Origin of the sequence: Gilliamella sp. Bif1-4, from assembly GCF_001690535.1 — a bacterium.
In the GTDB taxonomy this organism is placed as follows: Bacteria; Pseudomonadota; Gammaproteobacteria; order Enterobacterales; family Orbaceae; genus Gilliamella; species Gilliamella bombi.
The window spans coordinates 1-17,166 of the sequence record NZ_LZHC01000016.1 but is presented as its reverse complement, the minus strand read 5'-3'; the positions used below and the strand labels follow the sequence as shown (position 1 = coordinate 17,166).

Genomic DNA, 17,166 nt, shown 5'->3' with positions numbered 1-17,166 from the left:
TGTTGACATGATTAAAATTAGTGCCGATCAAATTAACCATAAAGTAGGATCACCTTATTATTTAATTTTAGGTGGTGATCCCTATTTACAGCATTATGTGCAAACTGAGTTACGTAAAGCCTTTTCACAAAAAGGCTTTGACGAGCAACTTACTTTTGTAATTGATAATCAAACTGATTGGACAGCAATTTATGATAGCTGTCAGGCTATGAACCTATTTTCTGTAAATACTCTGATTTTTCTTGATTTTAGTGAGGGTTCATTAAACGCTGCTATCACTACCAAACTCAATACACTAAGTGAGGTTTTACCCCCTAGCATTGCTCTGGTTATTACACTTAAGAAAATCACAAAATCGCAAGAAAGCGCCACTTGGTATAAAGCATTGTCGGATAAATTAGTGGTTGTCAATTGCACTACACCCGATACTTTACTGTTACCACAATGGATTAAAAATCATTTGCAACAACAACAAATGACCATTGAACCAAAGGCAATTGAACTACTTTGCTATTATTATGAAGGTAATTTACTGGCATTAACACAAATTATTGCACAACTTAAGTTGTTGTATCCTAATCAGAGCATTTCTTATGATGAAGTCGAAAATAATATAAATGATTCGGCAATATTTACGCCATATCATTGGACTGATGCGATGCTTGCCAATAAAACAAAGCGAGCTATTCATATTTTACAACAGTTAAAAATAAATGAATTTGAGCCGTTAATTTTATTGCGGATTATTCAACGTGAGTTGATATTGCTGATCAATTTAAAAAAAGAATTACAACAAAAATCATTAAAACAAGTTTTTGATGAATATAAGGTTTGGCTAAATAAAAGAACGATATATACCAGTTATCTAAACCATTGCGATCTTAATGACCTATTTAATTTGTTAGCCAAATTGACAGAGATCGAAATTAGTATAAAGCATGATAACCAAGCTCGAATATGGGACGCAATGTTTAGGTTATCGATGCAATTTATGGGATTAGATAAGTGTTAACTGCATTATTAGGAGGAACTTTTGATCCGATCCATTATGGGCACCTTCGCCCTGCTATTTCGTTAGCAAATGAAGTTGGATTAAAGCAAATTAGTTTATTGCCTAATCATATCCCTCCGCATAAACCACAACCCGAAGCGAGTACTGAACAACGCTTGGCAATGTTAAAATTGGCTATCGAAAGTTTACCATTATTTACGTTGAATGTAAGAGAAATCTTACCTAAAACTTCAACACGTCCTTCTTATACTATCGAAACGCTTCAAGCCTGGCGACAAGAAAATGGGAATAGTGAAGGGTTGGCATTTATTATGGGACAAGATTCATTATTGAGTTTATCGACTTGGAATAAATGGGAAAATTTGCTTGATTATTGCCATTTACTGATTTGCTGTAGACCAGGTTATGCCCAAAAAACTGATAACATTGAGTTACAACAATGGGTTAATGTGCATAATACCACAAACGTTAAGGATCTACACAATTCACCACATGGCTATATCTTTTTTGCACATACGCCACTTGAAAATATTTCTGCTACTGAGATCAGGCAAAATATTAACAACCAAACCAGTTGTGAAAATTTGTTACCGCCCAAAGTATGGCATTATATTCATCAGCAAAGTCTTTATACTGCAAAGAAATAGTAGAAAGGGCTTTACATATGACAGTTTTTTCGGCATTATTTCGCCGCTGTGTTTATTTATTTTAAACTCAGCTTTTTGTGTTTATACTTAACTTTACTTTGTCATCGAATAAAACACTTTCTAGGTGACATAAAAACGCCACACTATACCTTTGTATTATGTGCTTAGACGAGGAAAGTTAGTTGAGTATATTTAATTTGTACTTATTATTAAGAGGCCCCAATGGCAAAAGAAGATAACATTGAAATGCAAGGAACTATACTTGATACTCTTCCAAATACGATGTTTCGTGTTGAACTTGAAAATGGTCATGTCGTTACTGCACATATTTCTGGTAAGATGCGGAAAAACTATATTCGTATTTTAACTGGTGATAAAGTTACTGTTGAAATGACTCCTTACGATCTATCTAAAGCACGCATCATCTTCCGAAGTCGCTAATATCGTTATCAGAATAAACTTTTATCGCTATATAACTGTTTATTTCTCTCTTTTTTAATAAAAAACCGTCGACAAAAGTCGACGGAGAAGTGAGATATTCAAATTAAGCTAGTGAGTTAATCATCTTTAGAAAAGTTCATTTGATCGTATTTAACCCATTTTGTTTTTTTAACTATTTTATAGCCAAAGTAAATCATTAAAAATAATGGTAAACCGACATAGGTTGCAACTACACTGCTCCAATCAATAGTATCTTGTAAGAAGGCTTCGTAATTTTGGCCAAGTGTTATAATTAAACATAATACGAAAGCAAAAACAGGACCAAATGGGAAGCAGCTTGATTTATATGGTAATTGATTAACATCATTACCTTGAATAAGGTAACCTTTTCTAAAACGATAATGACTAATTGCAATTCCTAACCAAGCAATAAAACCAGTCATACCAGACATATTAAGCAACCATAAATAAACAACCTGATCTTTATACATCGACGTTAAAAAGCAAAGCATGGCCACAAATGTCGTTGCTAACAACGCTGCACGAGGTACACCTGATGATGATAGTTTTGCAAAGATTTTAGGTGCTTTACCTTCTTTAGCAAGAGCATAAAGCATACGGGTTGAAGCATAAAGTCCTGAGTTACCCGCAGATAACACCGAAGTCAATATAACTGCATTCATTAATGCCGCAGCTGATAATAATCCAGCATGTTCAAATACTAAGGTAAATGGACTAACACTTATATCGATTTCATCGTTACGTAGTAAGTTAGGATCAGTATAAGGAATAATTAAACTGATGACTAAAATCGCAAAGATATAGAATAACAGTATTCGCCAAAAGACTTGTCGCATAGCTTTAGGAATATTTTTTTCTGGATCTTTCGATTCACCAGCAGCAATACCAATTAATTCGGTACCTTGAAATGAAAATCCAACTACCATTGCTACACCAATCATTGATGAAAATCCACCTGCAAAAGGCGCTTCTTTGATGGTCCAATTTTTCCAACCTGCACCTTCTGCTCCATGGAAAATACCAATAATCATTAATAGACCAACAATAATAAAAACAATAACGGTGACGACTTTAATTAATGAAAACCAAAATTCTGCTTCACCAAAGCCTTTAACTGAAATATAGTTTAAACAAAAGATGATACTTAAAAACAATAAACTCCATGACCAACTATAAGGACCAGCATCAAACCAATAAGAAATAACTAGTTGAGCAGCAACTAGATCAACCGCAACCGTAATTGCCCAGTTATACCAATAGTTCCAACCTATAGCAAAACCAAACGCTTCATCTACATAACGTGAACCATAAGTTGCAAAGGTACCTGAAACAGGTAAATATGCAGCAAGTTCTCCTAAGCTAGTCATTAAAAAGTACACCATTACACCTATAATGGCATACGAAAGCAATGCACCACCGGGACCTGCCTGAGCAACAGTTGCTCCTGAGGCAACAAATAGCCCTGTGCCAATTGAACCACCAATGGCGATCATAGCTAAGTGACGTGCCTTTAAATCTCGTTTTAATTTGTTTTTCATATCAATATTCTTCTTTGTTAAGGAGAGTCAATCTTATGGAACATAAATTTTTATATTCCACATTATTTAACAGCCAAGTAGGCAGCTAAAAATTTATATTAATCATTACAAATAAATAAAATGAGTGAAAGTGTATCAAAAAAAAATGATGGCAAGATAAATAATTCTAATAATCGAACTGTTTTGTTAAAAATATAAAATACTTAACCTTTAGTTAGCTGTTCTAATTGAGTTAAATAATTCAATGCTTGCAAACGGCTATTACCACACATTTCTATACAAGGTTTTAATCGACCACAAACTGTCGGTCTTGATGAGTGCAAAAACAATTTACATTGATAATTGTTATCTAAGTGAATACAAGTAATACCAGCTGGTTTACCCTTTGGCATACCAGGGATAGCTGATGAAATTGAAGGAGCAATACAACAGGCACCACAGTTTTTTCGACATTGGAGTGAATCTGTCATGGTATTTCCTTTATTTTAAGCTTATTTAATAAATTTTGATGGTGACAATAGCAAGTTAGCGGTAAAATAGCGAGCTAATTTTTTAACCTTTTTTATTAATCGTGAAGAATAAATATTATGGCTAAAGCAAATGAAATAAAACGTGGTGATGCAGTCACCTATAATGGTAAATTATTACTTGTTAAAGATATTGATGTTCAAAGTCCAAGTGCACGAGGTGCCAGTACACTTTATAAAATGCGTTTTACCGATGTAAAAAATGGTGGAAAAGTTGAAGAACGCTTTAAAGGTGATGATATCCTCGAAACAATTGAACTATCCCGTCGGCCTGTTAGTTTTTCGTATATTGATGGTGATGAATATGTATTTATGGATAATGAGGATTATACTCCTTATATCTTCAAAAAAGAACAAATTGAAGATGAATTATTGTTTATCCCTGAAGGCGGTATGAATGGTATTCAAGTGCTAATGGCTGATGGTGAAGTTCTTGCCTTGGAATTGCCACAGACTGTTGAACTTGATATTGTTGAAACCTCGCCAAGTATTAAAGGTGCTTCAGCTAGTGCACGTACTAAACCTGCTACTTTATCGACTGGGCTTGTAATTCAGGTTCCAGAATATATTGATAACCACGAAAGAGTTAAAATTCATATTGCTGAACGCCGTTACATGAGCCGTGCCGAATAACCAATAAAATCGTAATGAATATATATAATCAAAATAAACTACATAAACGATTGCGTCGCTTAACTGGCGAGGCAATCGCTGACTTTAATATGATCCAAGAAGGCGATCGTATTATGGTTTGCTTGTCTGGCGGTAAAGATAGTTACACTTTGCTTGATATTCTTATCAACTTAAAAATCAGTGCGCCAGTAAACTTTGATCTAATAGCGGTTAATTTAGATCAAAAACAACCGGGATTTCCTGAACATGTATTGCCTGAATACCTAAATTCGTTAGGCATTGAATATAAAATCGTGCAAGAAAACACCTACGGCATTGTCAAAGATAAAATTCCTGAAGGTAAAACAACTTGCTCGCTTTGCTCGCGACTACGCCGTGGTATTTTATATCGCACAGCCACCGAACTTGACGCAACTAAAATTGCCCTTGGACATCATCGTGATGATATTTTAGAAACGCTCTTTTTAAACATGTTTTATGGTGGTAAGCTCAAAGCAATGCCGCCTAAATTAATGAATGATTCAGGTGAACATATCATTATCCGACCGCTGGCTTATTGTAAAGAAAAAGACATTGCTAAATATGCCGAAATTAAGCAATTTCCAATAATTCCTTGTAACCTTTGTGGTTCGCAACCAAACTTACAAAGGCAAGTGATTAAAGAGATGCTAAATGAATGGGATAAAAAATTCCCAGGTCGAATTGAGACCATGTTCCGTGCAACACAAAACATTACCCTATCCCATCTTTGTGATACTAATTTGTTTGATTTTAAAGGAATTAAAAAAGGTGATCTTGCCGTGAATGGCGGTGATATCGCTTTTGACCGTGAAGATATCAAACCGATTGTAGGCTTTGATAGTTCAGTTCTTGAAGATAACGATTTGATTTTATGGAAAGAAGTTAAATAATTAAGCTAGTCAAAATATTAAAAACGCCGTTCTAATCGGCGTTTTTAATACTATTATTTCAGCCACTTTTGCCAACTTTGATTGACTATTTCTGTTTCCTGCTTAAACTGCGCGCTATCCACCGTACTTGGTAATAATTGCAACGAAAGTTGATGGATTTTATTACGCATATCAATATAAGCTTGCGTTAGTTGCTGTGCTTCGTGACTATCGATAATTTGATAATTTGTTGCTAGCTCTAAAATACGAGCATTATCACTCCATTTTGTCATTTGGGGATGCAGGTGAGCATAATTAAGCACCAAATATTGTGATAAAAATTCAATATCACCAATTCCGCCTTCATCAATTTTTAAGTTGAATAAATTATCTTGAGTGCTACCTAGATGTGATCGCACTTTTTCACGCATTTCACGTACTTCTTTTTTTAATACAACTTCATCACGCTTTTTACAAAGTACATTATGACGAATTTGATTAAAACGATCGATTAATTCGGCTTCACCATATACAGCTCTGGCTCGTACTAAAGCTTGATGTTCCCATGTCCAAGCTTCATTTATTTGGTAATCTTCGAACGAATCTAAACTACAAGCAAGAAGCCCTGCATCGCCTTGAGGACGGAGTCTTACATCAATTTCATATAAAATACCAAAGCTAGTGCGTACATTAAATAAATGAATAATACGTTGTACAAGGCGCAAATAAAATTGACGGCTATCGATCTGCTTGTCACCATCGGTGACGCTATTAACAGGACAATCATGTAAAAAAACCAGATCAAGATCTGAACCATAACCCAATTCCCAACCGCCTAATTTACCATAGCCAATCACAACCAAACCTTTATGGTTATCAGCCAAATGAGCAGGCTTGCCATAACGAGCAATAATTTGATTCCATGCCATTTGTACTACAAAATCTAACAAAGATTCGGCCACATAAGTTAGATGATCGCTAATTTTCATAGTAGTTAATACATGCTCAACATCGGCGGCAGCGATATGCAGTAATTGCATCTGCTTAAATTGACGTAAAGCTTCAAGTTGTTGTTCTTCGTCATCCACTGCAATGCGCAGTAAATATTGATAAAGTTGGCTTTTATATTCATTTGGGGCAATCGTCTGATAAAGCGAATTGATATCAATAAGCTCATCTAACAGTATAGGATAATGAGCCAGTTGATCGCTAATCATTGGCGAAGCGCTACATAAGCGAATTAATTGCTTCAAAGCGGTTGTATATTCAAGTAACAGTTCTAAATAAGTAGTACGACTAACAATATTAACAAGTAACGGCAAAATTCTTGATAACACTACTGTTACTTGCTTTTCACTACAGATAGATTCTAATAAACGTGGCATTAATTGATCGAGTATTTCACGCCCCCGTACACCAATTGTACGTTTACCAATATCATCACGAAATTGTATTAGCATTTGATGGATCTGTGCGATTTGTGTTTCTGAATAATTGGGTAGCACTGAGCTAACATCACTTATTTGAAGATCTGGCACCCAAAGATCGTCAAATTGATCATTATAACACTTGGTTTTCGAAACAGATTCTGATTCGTTTTCGCCAATAAGTTCATTAAAAATTTGGCGATTACATTGCATTCGTACTGATAATTCTTGTTCAAAATCATACCAATGATTAAAACCCATGCTTGTCGCTAAACGAGCTTGGTCCAGTGCATTATCTGGCAAGGCTTGGGTCTGTTTGTCGGCAATAGCTTGTAAAAGATTTTCACAACGACGTAAAAACAGGTAATTTTCTCGTAATAACGATACTTCATTCGATGCAAGTAGCGATTCTTGTTCAATCACATTAAGTGCATTTAATAACGAACGAGTTTGCAATCCCACTACTCGCCCACCACGAATAAGCTGAAAAACTTGTACAATAAACTCTATTTCACGAATCCCACCAGCGCCAAGCTTGATGTTATTTTTTAAACCACGACGACGCACTTCACGTTCAATCATGCTTTTCATATTACGCAATGATTGTAAAACACTAAAATCAATATAGCGACGATAGACAAAAGGCTTCAACATTTGATACAGTTCGCCTACATAAGGGGCGTGCTGGTCACCAAGAACTTTGGCTTTAACCATAGCATAACGTTCCCAATCTCGACCTTGCTCTTGATAATAATCTTCCATAGAAGAAAAGCTCAGGACTAAAGGTCCCCCATCACCAAGCGGGCGTAAACGCATATCCACACGATACACAAAACCATCTTCGGTAATTTGATCTAGTGCTTTAATTAAGCGTTGGCCTAATCGGGTAAAAAAGACAGCATTATCTAATTCTCGCCGACCATCTTTTGTTTGCCCATGCTCTGGATAAGTAAAAATCAAATCAATATCGGACGAAAAGTTCAGCTCCCCACCGCCCAATTTCCCCATACCTAAAATCAGTAGTGGCTGCGCCTGACCTTGGGCATTACAAGGTGTTCCCCACTCGGTGCAACTAAGTTTATAAAGCCAATTACGAGCTGTAACAATAATCACCTCAGCCAATTCGGTCAATTGCAATAAAATTTGCTCATCATGACTTATTTTGGTCAATTGCGACCACTCAAGACGCACTAGCATAAAATTCCGAAACAGCCTGAGCGTTTTCATAAAAATAGCTTCATCGGTCACACCTGACAATTGCGCATCTAGCCAAGATTGATAAAATTGCCTTTCATCGGCTTGCGGTGGGTTTTGTACTATGTCAGCAAACCAATTAGGGAATCTACAAAACACCTCGACCAAAAAGTCACTCTGCACCAAAATATCAAGATCAGCTTCCACTTCATTTAATTCGCATTGCTTCAGTTGAAAGGTTATTTTTTGCTTTTGCTGTTCAAGCAAAGAGGAAAGCGGCTGGTTAAGTTCCGACATAGGCAAGCTCTCTTAGAAATATTGTTATTAAAAGTAAAATCAACAAAATAAGAAAATATTATAAATGACTTTAGCCATTGATATAGTATTTCAATAAAAATTAAAACATCATAAAAAATAATCTATAATGTCTATTTACTAAAAAATACCTTTGCTGTTTTGCGAACAATTACCCACCCCATTACACATAGAGCAAGAAAAAATAGTATAACATCAATTATTCCAAAAAGTTATCGCTTCCTTTTGTGTGAATGGTTCATAGAGCGTATTGACTAACTTTGTTAAATATAAATTGATAATGGCAATAGGGCGTGTTGATCTTTCGTGATTATTTTTTATACGGCATGATGTGAGTTATAATAATTCTGCAAAAACAACCATAACTCGATTCATCATGCCAAGAACAATGCTAACAGATAAACGGTGGGAAAAGCTACTACAAATAATGAAAAATACCGGCCGAGTTTATAATAAATCCGAGCATCGGATGACGTTTGAAGGGAGCCTTTTCCGAATGAGAACAGGTATTCCTTGGCGAGATTTGCCAGAAGAGTTTGGTGAATGGAGCACCGTCTATAGACGATTTAATTTGTGGTCTAAAAAAGGAATATTAGTTGATATTTTCAAACATTTATCACAACTAGCGGATTTTGAATGGGTGTTCCTAGATGGCTCGATTATCAGGGCTCATCAACATAGTACAGGCGCTGCAACGGAGCATTGTGAGCAAATAAGTCAGAGCTGTGGTGGTAATTCAACTAAAATTCATCTTGCGGTTGATAGTGGTGGTTTGCCTATTTGTTTTGAGCTTTCTGAAGGACAACGACATGATATCACTTATGCAGAAAACCTAGTTGAAAAGCTCGATGAAGTGAATACAGTGATAGCCGATAAAGGTTATGACAGCAAGCCTTTTCGGTGCTTTGTTCGTCAAAAAAGCGGACGAACGGTGATTGCTAAACGTAATTATGGTAAGGATATAGATAAAAGCAGTATGGATAGGTGCCTTTATCGCTATCGTCATTTAGTCGAGAATGCCTTTGCTAGAATCAAGCAATATCGTTCAATATCAACTAGATACGATAAGTTAGAAAGGAATTATGCCAGTATGGTATCACTGGCATTTATGTTAATGTGGCTGCCAATGTATTGTTGAGTAATTTATGTACAGCAACGATCAACAGCCCCTAATAAATAATTACATTTAGTCTTAAATACTTTGATGATTTTTATCCATATTACCAAATATTAGCTTAACCGCCATTCTTACCAATAAACTGCTTAAAATAAATAAAGTTACTACCGTCATAAAATAAATAATTATTATTTCTAACTCACTTATTTCGTACCAATATTCTAAATAACGTACTAATGAAACACTAAACATTCCTAATTTGCTCGATAATAAGCAATTTAATATAAAAATACCTATTGAACTAAAAACGAGCTTTTTTAATGCTATAGTTTTCGTTACACCTTTAAAACATCTTCTTAACAAAAAATAACCAAGAAAATTAGCAATTAATAAAAATATAATCGTCAAACCAGCTATATCGATAATAATTCTAAAACTGTAATTCGTATCTATTTCTATTAGTGTAAGGAATGCAGTAAGAAAATAGCAGTTATAAAGTGCTATAAATAAGCCTAAATGTAGTTGTTGGCTCTCTTTTTGAGTTAATGCATTGTCGTTATGGGTATAACTTTTATTAAGCAATTTGATGCCAAGGTAAGTTAACAATATTATAAAAAAAGAAACTATTGCCACCCCTAAAAAATTAGTTATATACCTCGGTAAAAAGAGAAACATATTGAGATGGAAATTTAAATATTGTCGTCCTAACCGTATCCAACCATCAATATAGGTATAATAATACAATCGAACAACACTATCACCTAATGTGATTAATATGGCAATAAATAAGCTATTGACAATATTTTTTCGATTAATCTGATTAATAGCATATTTGTTCAATAGCAATACGGAAGTAATAAATAGCACAGGTAAACTAGGCAACTGTAAAATGAAATTGAGTAATATTCGCTCAATAAGTTCTCTGCTAATTTTATAGGTTGTCATATCTGACGATATGAAAAAATATTCATCAACTCCAAGACTATAAGTAATAACAAAAACAATATCAAATATCCAATAAAATAAAACTAACAATAAAGGTAATTTATAAAATGACTTTTTCATCTGTATATCCTTATATTTATATGTTAGTTTTATTCATTTCAACAACTAACATTAGTTTTAATTTCGTATTTATCTCACTAAAAGCAAACGCTTTTAGTGAACTAATAGACAACAATGCCGCTTGCCATTGAACAAACTCTGGCTCGTTAGAAAGCAGTTTATTGGTTAACTGATCATTTACCTGATTTAAAGTTTGCTTGTAGTATGCTAAATCATCTACTTCTAACGCATATTCTTCGTTTTGTTGCCAAAATTCAAGCAATTTAGGTAAATCACATTGGCTTGAAAATGCATAATCGCACTTTTTAAGTGCCAAATTGTTAAGTAATCGATAGCCTCTAGAAGCTTTGCTTTGTGAAAATAGATGCAAATTAAATCGACTTAACTCAATAGCAAAATTAAATAAATCGTGTTTATTGCCCTGTTTGATTTCAAGTTCAACTTCTTTAATGGGGATAGATTGATTGTTTGAGCTAATTTGCCCTTGATCTAATGCAACTTCAATTTCGCTACTTGCAAACGAAACTAACCACACTTGCCGCTCAAAATTGGTGGTAAATAGGGGGCGTAAATCCCGTTGTAGCTCAGCAATATCACCGCCATTTGGCAATGCATGGCAAGGTAATACGGTTAAATCAGGAACAGAATCAGGCAAATCGACATTAAATTCAGCACGCTCATGCAACCCTGCAATCGATTTTTTGTCACGTTTTAATGTAATTTCAAAACGTTTTACTAAACTACTATCCTCGCACCCTCTTACACGTAGCCCACAACCATGATTGCGCAAGTAATAATCGCTAGTATCGTAATAAGTATTGGTCAGGTTTTGTTTGGTAAAACTGCGTTTTGTTGGTGATAATGCTGATGATATTGCCGAAAATTCGGCTTCGTCACAATCAGCCCATTGTTCTAAATAATATTTTAAACTGGCAATATCGTTGGTATTGATTTCAAATTTTAATTCAATTTCGTTACTTATCATTTATTTTTAAATTATTTTTAATATAATCAACGATGATGACTTCATACATTATACATTACAGCCAATCACCGTTAATTAACAATATTACAAATTACTTTACAACACGAAATGGGTTGTTTTTGGGTTTAGATTGTTCTGTTTGTTGAGATAATTCACGCTGCACATGATATTGTGGTTCATCTTCAAATCCCATACCAACCCCATTCTCGCGGGCATAAATTGCTTCAATCGCAGCCATTGGTACCACAATATGTTGGGGCACACCAGAAAAGCGAGCATTGAATTCGATTTGTTCATTAGAGGATATATATTGACCGACTGATTGTGGCGCAATATTTAGCACAATTTGATTGTTTTGAATAAATTCCTGAGGTACCACTACGCCATATATCGACGTATTAACCACAATATAAGGTGTTAAGTCGTTATCTAAAATCCAATCATAAAAAGCTCTAAAGATATAAGGACGACGCGCGGTCATTTGTTCAAGTTGCATCAAGGCTACCTTGTCTAAAATTATCGTAAATAAGGATAAATTTAATTGATTATGATCTTATTTTCTTTTCTTCTTCAGTTAATGAATTAATGAAAGCTGGACGTTCAAAAATACGCGCCATATAAGCTAAATAATTCTTTTCAGCCACTTTTGGTAATTCAATACCAAGTAATGGTAAACGCCAAAGTAATGGAGCAAAGTAACAGTCACATAATGTAAAATCATCACTCATAAAATACTCCTTTTCTTTAAACATAACCGAAATTGAAACAAGATCATCTAAAAGGTTTTTTCGCGCCGTTTTCGCTCTATCACTATTAGGATCAGCAATGATTATTTCGTAAGCACTGTACCACTCTTTTTTGATACGATACATTGCTAATCGAGAATTAGCGCGAACAATGGGGTAAACAGGCATTAAAGGAGGATGAGGAAAGCGTTCATCAAGATATTCTAAGGCAATATGTGGCTCATATAACGTTAGATCACGATCAATCAAAGTTGGAATTGAACCATAAGGATTAAGATCCAATAACTCCTGAGGTAAATTATCTGCCGTTACAAACTCTATTTCGGCAGTTACCCCTTTTTCTGCCAAAACAAACCGAATCTGATGTCCGTAAATATCTGTTTTATCACAAAATAATGTCATTACAGAACGTTTATTAACAGCAACAACCATATTCACTCCAAATTTATAAAATTAAAATAAGTCTAATTGCTGTCTATTCTAACAAATTGGATAACAAAATTGTTAAAAAAAATAAATTTTCTTTAATTCTTTTTCTCAAGCTCTAATTTTGACAAACAGTTTCATACAATATGTGCTTAAATATAGGATGTATTAAATTACTTAACCTAATAATATTAAATAATATTTATTTTCTAGATAACCTTCATTCTTAAAAAGATTTAACCTACGTAGTTTAGCTTTTTAAATAACCAAATCAGCATAAAAAAACCCAGCATTCGCTGGGTTTTGAAAAAAATTTGTAACATTTTTGTAATATTGCCATTAACGTTTACTGAACTGGGGACGACGACGTGCTTTGCGTAAACCCACTTTTTTACGTTCAACTTGACGTGCATCACGAGTAACAAAACCTGCTTGACGTAACGCAGAACGTAAAGTTTCATCATATTCCATTAACGCACGAGTAATACCGTGACGAATCGCACCAGCCTGACCTGAAATACCACCACCTTTAACAGTGATATAAAGATCAAGTTTATCAGTCATTTCAACTAACTCTAACGGTTGCATAACAACCATACGAGCTGTATCACGACCAAAGTATTGCTCTAAAGAGCGCTTGTTAATAACGATGTTACCACTACCTGGTTTGATAAATACACGAGCAGCAGAACTTTTGCGGCGACCTGTACCGTAATATTGATTATCAGCCATCTTTTATCCCCTTAAATATCTAATACTTGCGGTTGTTGTGCCGCATGATTGTGCTCACTACCAGCATAAACTTTTAGTTTACGGTACATTGCACGACCAAGAGGACCTTTCGGTAACATGCCTTTTACAGCAATTTCGATGACTTGTTCAGGATGACGTTCAATCATCTCTTTAAAAGTCGCTTCTTTAAGTCCACCGATGTAGCCAGTATGACGATAATAGATCTTATCAGTGCGTTTTTTGCCTGTTACAGCAACTTTTTCTGCATTGATAACGATAATATAATCACCTGTATCAACATGTGGTGTGTATTCTGCTTTGTGTTTACCACGCAAACGGCTTGCGATTTCAGTAGCTAAACGACCTAACGTTTTACCTGCTGCATCAACAACATACCAGTCGCGTTTAACTGTTTCTGGTTTAGCTGAAAAAGTACTCATTCGTAATTATCCAATTTTTAATTAATCTCACGTTAATAAATCATTTGATTTATTTACACTTTTTGATTGTTACCATTAATTAACTCACCCCTTCGAGCGGTTATACTAATATTGACAACCGAAAACAACGTTGGGAAGAACGTTGTCGTAACGTGGGTGGCAATATTATACAGAAATATTATAAAAGCGCTAGAGTAAAAATAAAAAAATCATAGCGAGAAGGAATGCTTACTGATAAACTAAAATCAACATTAAATAACAAAATATTTAAATAAATGAACAATACAATTCAACTTTCAATAGAAGATTATATTAGTAGAGGATTGCACCGAAAATGTTATCGTCATCCAAATGATCCCAATAAGTGTATCAAAGTGAATTATAATGTCGGTGCTGAAGATGAGACTAATCGAGAAATTTCTTATTATAAACATCTAATTAGACGTAATGTTTCATTCGATGCAATAGCAAAATATTACGGCCCAGTTTCTACCAATTATGGCAAAGGTCATGTTTTTCAACTCATCCGAGATTATACCGGAGAAATAGCTATACCACTTGAAAAATACCTCGCTGATACAAAATTAACTAAGCAATATTACGATGATTTAGTTACTTCATTAAGAAATTTGAAATCAGCTCTATTAAAAGATCGTATTATTACAATGACAATAAAAAGCAAAAATATTTTGTTTCAGCACTTAAGTGCAGATAACCGTCGCTTAATTATTATCGATAATATCGGTAATTCAACTCTTATTCCTATTGCCAATTACATTCCTTTTTTTGCTAAAGCCAAAATTGAACGAACTTGGCAACGTTTTTTAACATCCATTATTAAAGAAAATAGCAACAACAAATTAATCACTCGTTTAGTTGACGAAGTGAATCAGTAATCCTCAATTGTGCAATAGCACCTTTTACATTATTAGGTCTATTTTTTAAGGTAAATAGACCTTGATGTAATTTAGCAATACGGTTGACTATACTTAAACCAAGCCCAATACCATTATGCTTGCGATCCATACGAAAAAAGGCTTGGATCATTTTTTCGCTTTTAGACTCATCAATGCCATTACCTTCATCTTCTACAGTAATAATGATATCTTTTTTAATTTTGTAACAACTTACCACAATTTTAGTGTTCTCAGGACTGTAGCGATAACTATTTTCAACTAAATTACGTACTAATAGTCTTATTAAGGTTGCATCACCATTAAAAATAAGATCTTTATCAGTCAAATACCATTCAAGCTGTTGCTGTTTTTGTGAAGTCAATTCTGTTAGTTCATCAGACAGCGGAATCATAATATCATTATAAAAATTAATATGTTGATACTTTCCTACAGTAAACTTTTGACTAGTTCGAGCAAGCATTAATAGCTGTTCTACAGTACTGACTAATCGATCTATACGATCAATTAACTCTGTGCAATCAATGTTATTTTTATTTTCTAACAATTCTAGATGTAAACGAATGCCTGCTAAAGGTGTCCTCATTTCATGCGCTACGTCGGCGGTAAAAAGACGTTCTTGAGATAATGTTGTACTCAGCCTAATAAAAAGATTATTCAATACAGATGTAATCGATTTAATTTCACGCATATTGCTGATTGGCGCAATGGGTTTTAGGTTCTCCTCGGTACGTTGATTAAGATCTTTCTCTAAAATTTCCAACGGTTTTGTGATCCACTTGATCGCTTTGTATGCTAAAATTAGTGTTACTGCCATCATAGAAAAAGCAGAACAAAACAAAACGAAAATCGCTTCTAATTCTTCTTCTTCAACAACTTCATCAATTTTATTTTGACTTAGAGTCAAATTAACCAATACATCTATTTGTTCTTTACTTTCGTGCCATAACCAAAGGACAGTAATAATCTGACAAACCAACATGATAGAACCCAAAGTAAAAAATAGGTTCCAACGAATACTGTGGCGTATATTACTAAGTGATTCTGAAATCATATTTTAATTATCTAATTTAAATTAATCGATTTATCAACATCCATCAATAAGTTGATAACCATAACCTCGTATTGTGCGAATGAAATTTTTACCTAATTTATTACGTAACCCGTGAATATACACTTCTAAAACATTTGAGCTGGGGTCACTTTGCCAATCATAAAGATCATTTTGCAATAAATCACGGTGGACCTTTTCGCCAGCTTTTAGCATTAATCGAGATAATACAATAAACTCTTTTGGTGTTAACACTACTTGTTGGTTATTAACAGTCACTTTTTGTTGTTTTATATCAATAGTAATAGGGCCATAACTGATAAGATTATCTGCGGTACCTTGATCTCTACGAATTAACGCTCTTACTCTAGCTAATAATTCAGTTAAAGCAAAAGGTTTAATCAAATAATCATCGGCACCATTATCTAAACCATCGACTCTATCTTCTATGGTATCGCGTGCAGTTAAAATCAAAACTGGTGTTGAAATATGATTTTTTCGCCAGCGAATCAGTAAGCCAAGTCCATCGCAATCAGGTAATCCTAAATCGAGTATAATTAAACTAAACTGCCCAAATTGAATATAATCTTCAGCTTGTTTACCATTTGTAGCAACTTCACAAACATAACCATTTGACGTTATACCATCGTATAAACCTTTTTGTAGCAAGCTATCATCTTCAACAATTAATATTTTCATTGATAATTTACCTTAATATAAATGTTGGAATCACTAAGAATGCTCAATCGTATAATTATCAGTAATTATATACTTCACGTTACATATCTAAAGCTACTAATTGCGCTCTATAAGAACATACTTATTAAGAAACTTGTTAATACTTATCCAATTTTTATTAATTAAATACCTGGATTCAAACATGAAGTGCAATTCTTCTTAACTCCTTAGAATAAAAATCGGCAGGGCTTTTAAACTTATGCCGTTTTCTTGGGCGTGTGTTCAATAGATATTGTATTTTCTTTATCTGTTCGTCGTCAACTAATGAAATGGCCGCTGACTTTGGTATAAACTGACGTATTAAGCC

18 protein-coding genes are annotated in these 17,166 nt (G+C 34.2%); 7 read left to right on the top strand and 11 right to left on the bottom strand.

What is annotated here, in order from left to right:
• Positions 1-7 precede the first annotated feature (7 nt).
• The 3 genes from holA (at position 8) to infA (ending at position 2,100) form a co-directional block, all read left to right on the top strand.
• Positions 8-1,012, top strand: coding sequence for a DNA polymerase III subunit delta (gene holA / locus A9G25_RS02175; RefSeq protein ID WP_065625547.1), 1,005 nt, complete (start codon positions 8-10; stop codon positions 1,010-1,012).
• Complete coding sequence (gene nadD, locus A9G25_RS02170; protein ID WP_065625546.1) at positions 1,006-1,659, top strand: nicotinate-nucleotide adenylyltransferase; 654 nt, start codon at positions 1,006-1,008, stop codon at positions 1,657-1,659. The genes holA and nadD overlap by 7 nt, the downstream gene beginning before the upstream one ends.
• Positions 1,660-1,881: 222 nt before the next feature.
• The gene (infA, locus tag A9G25_RS02165) at positions 1,882-2,100 is read left to right on the top strand and encodes a translation initiation factor IF-1 (protein ID WP_025315083.1); all 219 of its coding nucleotides are present in this window, start codon (positions 1,882-1,884) and stop codon (positions 2,098-2,100) included.
• A 116-nt stretch (positions 2,101-2,216) separates the two neighbouring features.
• On the opposite strand, the gene A9G25_RS02160 is transcribed toward infA, so the two are convergent.
• Positions 2,217-3,659 (bottom strand): amino acid permease, encoded by a 1,443-nt coding sequence (locus A9G25_RS02160; protein WP_065625545.1) that lies wholly within the window; start codon positions 3,657-3,659, stop codon positions 2,217-2,219.
• A 203-nt stretch (positions 3,660-3,862) separates the two neighbouring features.
• Complete coding sequence (locus tag A9G25_RS02155; RefSeq protein WP_065625544.1) at positions 3,863-4,129, bottom strand: YkgJ family cysteine cluster protein; 267 nt, start codon at positions 4,127-4,129, stop codon at positions 3,863-3,865.
• A 117-nt stretch (positions 4,130-4,246) separates the two neighbouring features.
• Here A9G25_RS02155 and yeiP point away from each other — a divergent pair, with 117 nt between their 5' ends.
• Together yeiP and ttcA are read left to right on the top strand one after the other, a co-directional pair.
• Positions 4,247-4,819, top strand: a complete 573-nt coding sequence (gene yeiP, locus A9G25_RS02150) for an elongation factor P-like protein YeiP (RefSeq protein WP_065574609.1) — start codon at positions 4,247-4,249, stop codon at positions 4,817-4,819.
• A 14-nt stretch (positions 4,820-4,833) separates the two neighbouring features.
• Positions 4,834-5,730 carry a tRNA 2-thiocytidine(32) synthetase TtcA gene (ttcA, locus tag A9G25_RS02145; protein WP_065625543.1) on the top strand — a complete coding sequence of 299 codons (897 nt, stop codon included), beginning with the start codon at positions 4,834-4,836 and terminating at the stop codon, positions 5,728-5,730.
• Positions 5,731-5,783: 53 nt separating this feature from the next.
• Here ttcA and glnE read toward each other — a convergent pair whose 3' ends face one another.
• Positions 5,784-8,627 carry a bifunctional [glutamate--ammonia ligase]-adenylyl-L-tyrosine phosphorylase/[glutamate--ammonia-ligase] adenylyltransferase gene (gene glnE / locus A9G25_RS02140; protein WP_065625542.1) on the bottom strand — a complete coding sequence of 948 codons (2,844 nt, stop codon included), beginning with the start codon at positions 8,625-8,627 and terminating at the stop codon, positions 5,784-5,786.
• Between the two features lie 394 nt (positions 8,628-9,021).
• Here glnE and A9G25_RS02135 point away from each other — a divergent pair, with 394 nt between their 5' ends.
• Complete coding sequence (locus A9G25_RS02135; protein ID WP_065625638.1) at positions 9,022-9,783, top strand: IS5 family transposase; 762 nt, start codon at positions 9,022-9,024, stop codon at positions 9,781-9,783.
• Positions 9,784-9,837: 54 nt separating this feature from the next.
• Here the strand turns inward: A9G25_RS02135 and A9G25_RS02130 are convergent, their stop codons facing one another.
• From A9G25_RS02130 to rplM, 6 genes are all read right to left on the bottom strand, one after another.
• The gene (locus A9G25_RS02130) at positions 9,838-10,827 is read right to left on the bottom strand and encodes a hypothetical protein (protein WP_065625541.1); all 990 of its coding nucleotides are present in this window, start codon (positions 10,825-10,827) and stop codon (positions 9,838-9,840) included.
• A gap of 16 nt (positions 10,828-10,843) precedes the next feature.
• A complete protein-coding gene (locus A9G25_RS02125) occupies positions 10,844-11,812 on the bottom strand; it encodes a CYTH domain-containing protein (RefSeq protein ID WP_065625540.1) in 969 nt (322 codons plus the stop codon).
• A 91-nt stretch (positions 11,813-11,903) separates the two neighbouring features.
• A complete protein-coding gene (locus A9G25_RS02120) occupies positions 11,904-12,308 on the bottom strand; it encodes a ClpXP protease specificity-enhancing factor (RefSeq protein WP_065625539.1) in 405 nt (134 codons plus the stop codon).
• 49 nt (positions 12,309-12,357) lie between these two features.
• The gene (locus tag A9G25_RS02115) at positions 12,358-12,990 is read right to left on the bottom strand and encodes a glutathione S-transferase N-terminal domain-containing protein (RefSeq protein ID WP_065625538.1); all 633 of its coding nucleotides are present in this window, start codon (positions 12,988-12,990) and stop codon (positions 12,358-12,360) included.
• A 333-nt stretch (positions 12,991-13,323) separates the two neighbouring features.
• Positions 13,324-13,716 carry a 30S ribosomal protein S9 gene (gene rpsI / locus A9G25_RS02110; protein WP_034915459.1) on the bottom strand — a complete coding sequence of 131 codons (393 nt, stop codon included), beginning with the start codon at positions 13,714-13,716 and terminating at the stop codon, positions 13,324-13,326.
• An 11-nt stretch (positions 13,717-13,727) separates the two neighbouring features.
• A complete protein-coding gene (rplM, locus tag A9G25_RS02105; RefSeq protein ID WP_034901369.1) occupies positions 13,728-14,156 on the bottom strand; it encodes a 50S ribosomal protein L13 in 429 nt (142 codons plus the stop codon).
• 275 nt (positions 14,157-14,431) lie between these two features.
• Between rplM and A9G25_RS02100 the strand changes: the two genes are divergently transcribed.
• Positions 14,432-15,052: a YrbL family protein gene (locus A9G25_RS02100; RefSeq protein WP_065625537.1), complete on the top strand. Its 621-nt coding sequence runs from the start codon at positions 14,432-14,434 to the stop codon at positions 15,050-15,052.
• Here A9G25_RS02100 and pmrB read toward each other — a convergent pair.
• Both pmrB and pmrA read right to left on the bottom strand, forming a co-directional pair.
• Complete coding sequence (gene pmrB / locus A9G25_RS02095) at positions 15,021-16,124, bottom strand: two-component system sensor histidine kinase PmrB (RefSeq protein WP_065625536.1); 1,104 nt, start codon at positions 16,122-16,124, stop codon at positions 15,021-15,023. The genes A9G25_RS02100 and pmrB overlap by 32 nt on opposite strands.
• A 33-nt stretch (positions 16,125-16,157) precedes the next feature.
• Positions 16,158-16,820 carry a two-component system response regulator PmrA gene (gene pmrA / locus A9G25_RS02090; protein ID WP_065625535.1) on the bottom strand — a complete coding sequence of 221 codons (663 nt, stop codon included), beginning with the start codon at positions 16,818-16,820 and terminating at the stop codon, positions 16,158-16,160.
• Positions 16,821-17,166: the final 346 nt, after the last annotated feature.

Bases quoted from the DNA above. Each gene is read 5' to 3' on its own strand.
- holA (WP_065625547.1), top strand. From the start codon at position 8: ATGATTAAAATTAGTGCCGATCAAATTAACCATAAAGTAGGATCACCT.
- infA (WP_025315083.1), top strand. From the start codon at position 1,882: ATGGCAAAAGAAGATAACATTGAAATGCAAGGAACTATACTTGATACT.
- A9G25_RS02160 (WP_065625545.1), bottom strand. From the start codon at position 3,659: ATGAAAAACAAATTAAAACGAGATTTAAAGGCACGTCACTTAGCTATG.
- A9G25_RS02155 (WP_065625544.1), bottom strand. From the start codon at position 4,129: ATGACAGATTCACTCCAATGTCGAAAAAACTGTGGTGCCTGTTGTATT.
- yeiP (WP_065574609.1), top strand. From the start codon at position 4,247: ATGGCTAAAGCAAATGAAATAAAACGTGGTGATGCAGTCACCTATAAT.
- ttcA (WP_065625543.1), top strand. From the start codon at position 4,834: ATGAATATATATAATCAAAATAAACTACATAAACGATTGCGTCGCTTA.
- glnE (WP_065625542.1), bottom strand. From the start codon at position 8,627: ATGTCGGAACTTAACCAGCCGCTTTCCTCTTTGCTTGAACAGCAAAAG.
- A9G25_RS02135 (WP_065625638.1), top strand. From the start codon at position 9,022: ATGCCAAGAACAATGCTAACAGATAAACGGTGGGAAAAGCTACTACAA.
- A9G25_RS02130 (WP_065625541.1), bottom strand. From the start codon at position 10,827: ATGAAAAAGTCATTTTATAAATTACCTTTATTGTTAGTTTTATTTTAT.
- A9G25_RS02125 (WP_065625540.1), bottom strand. From the start codon at position 11,812: ATGATAAGTAACGAAATTGAATTAAAATTTGAAATCAATACCAACGAT.
- A9G25_RS02120 (WP_065625539.1), bottom strand. From the start codon at position 12,308: ATGCAACTTGAACAAATGACCGCGCGTCGTCCTTATATCTTTAGAGCT.
- A9G25_RS02115 (WP_065625538.1), bottom strand. From the start codon at position 12,990: ATGGTTGTTGCTGTTAATAAACGTTCTGTAATGACATTATTTTGTGAT.
- rpsI (WP_034915459.1), bottom strand. From the start codon at position 13,716: ATGGCTGATAATCAATATTACGGTACAGGTCGCCGCAAAAGTTCTGCT.
- rplM (WP_034901369.1), bottom strand. From the start codon at position 14,156: ATGAGTACTTTTTCAGCTAAACCAGAAACAGTTAAACGCGACTGGTAT.
- A9G25_RS02100 (WP_065625537.1), top strand. From the start codon at position 14,432: ATGAACAATACAATTCAACTTTCAATAGAAGATTATATTAGTAGAGGA.
- pmrB (WP_065625536.1), bottom strand. From the start codon at position 16,124: ATGATTTCAGAATCACTTAGTAATATACGCCACAGTATTCGTTGGAAC.
- pmrA (WP_065625535.1), bottom strand. From the start codon at position 16,820: ATGAAAATATTAATTGTTGAAGATGATAGCTTGCTACAAAAAGGTTTA.